The sequence below is a fragment of the Arcobacter sp. F2176 genome (assembly GCF_004116465.1).
GTDB lineage: Bacteria > Campylobacterota > Campylobacteria > Campylobacterales > Arcobacteraceae > Arcobacter > Arcobacter siniprincipis.
On record NZ_PDJV01000069.1, the window covers coordinates 1 to 438 of the forward strand.

Below are 438 nucleotides of genomic sequence, written 5' to 3' on the forward strand. Positions count from 1 at the left end.
CTTATAGACTTTGCGACAGAGTTAAAGCGATTGGGCTATAACGTAATCATAGCTGCATGGAACCCAACGCAAGGTAAGGGGCTGGATGATACAATGCAAGCGGGATTTAAACCTGTATTTCAGAGATTGTGAAAGTTATAAAGTAGGTTGATATTTTCATAAATAGGTAGATTGAAAAAGATAGAGTTTTTAATTCTATCTTTTTCTTATATCCAATTAACTAAAAGAAGGGTAGAAGAGAATATGAATACATCTATGAAAAAAAAACTAGTGAATTTACGAGTTGATTTTGCTTTCAAGCGCTTGTTTGGAGTAGAAGGAAATGAAGATATATTAATAGGGTTTCTGAATGCGGTACTACAATCATCTATTGATGAAGAAATTACATCTTTGCACTTAGATGATCCGCATCTTCCAAGAGAGCAGAAGGGTGATAAA

1 protein-coding gene is annotated in these 438 nt (G+C 34.0%); it reads left to right on the top strand.

Translation table 11 applies throughout. The features are described 5' to 3' along the window. Positions 1-171: 171 nt before the first annotated feature. Positions 172-438, top strand: a 267-nt coding sequence (locus CRU95_RS16200; protein ID WP_258238754.1) for an Rpn family recombination-promoting nuclease/putative transposase, incomplete at its 3' end; no start/stop codon positions are given.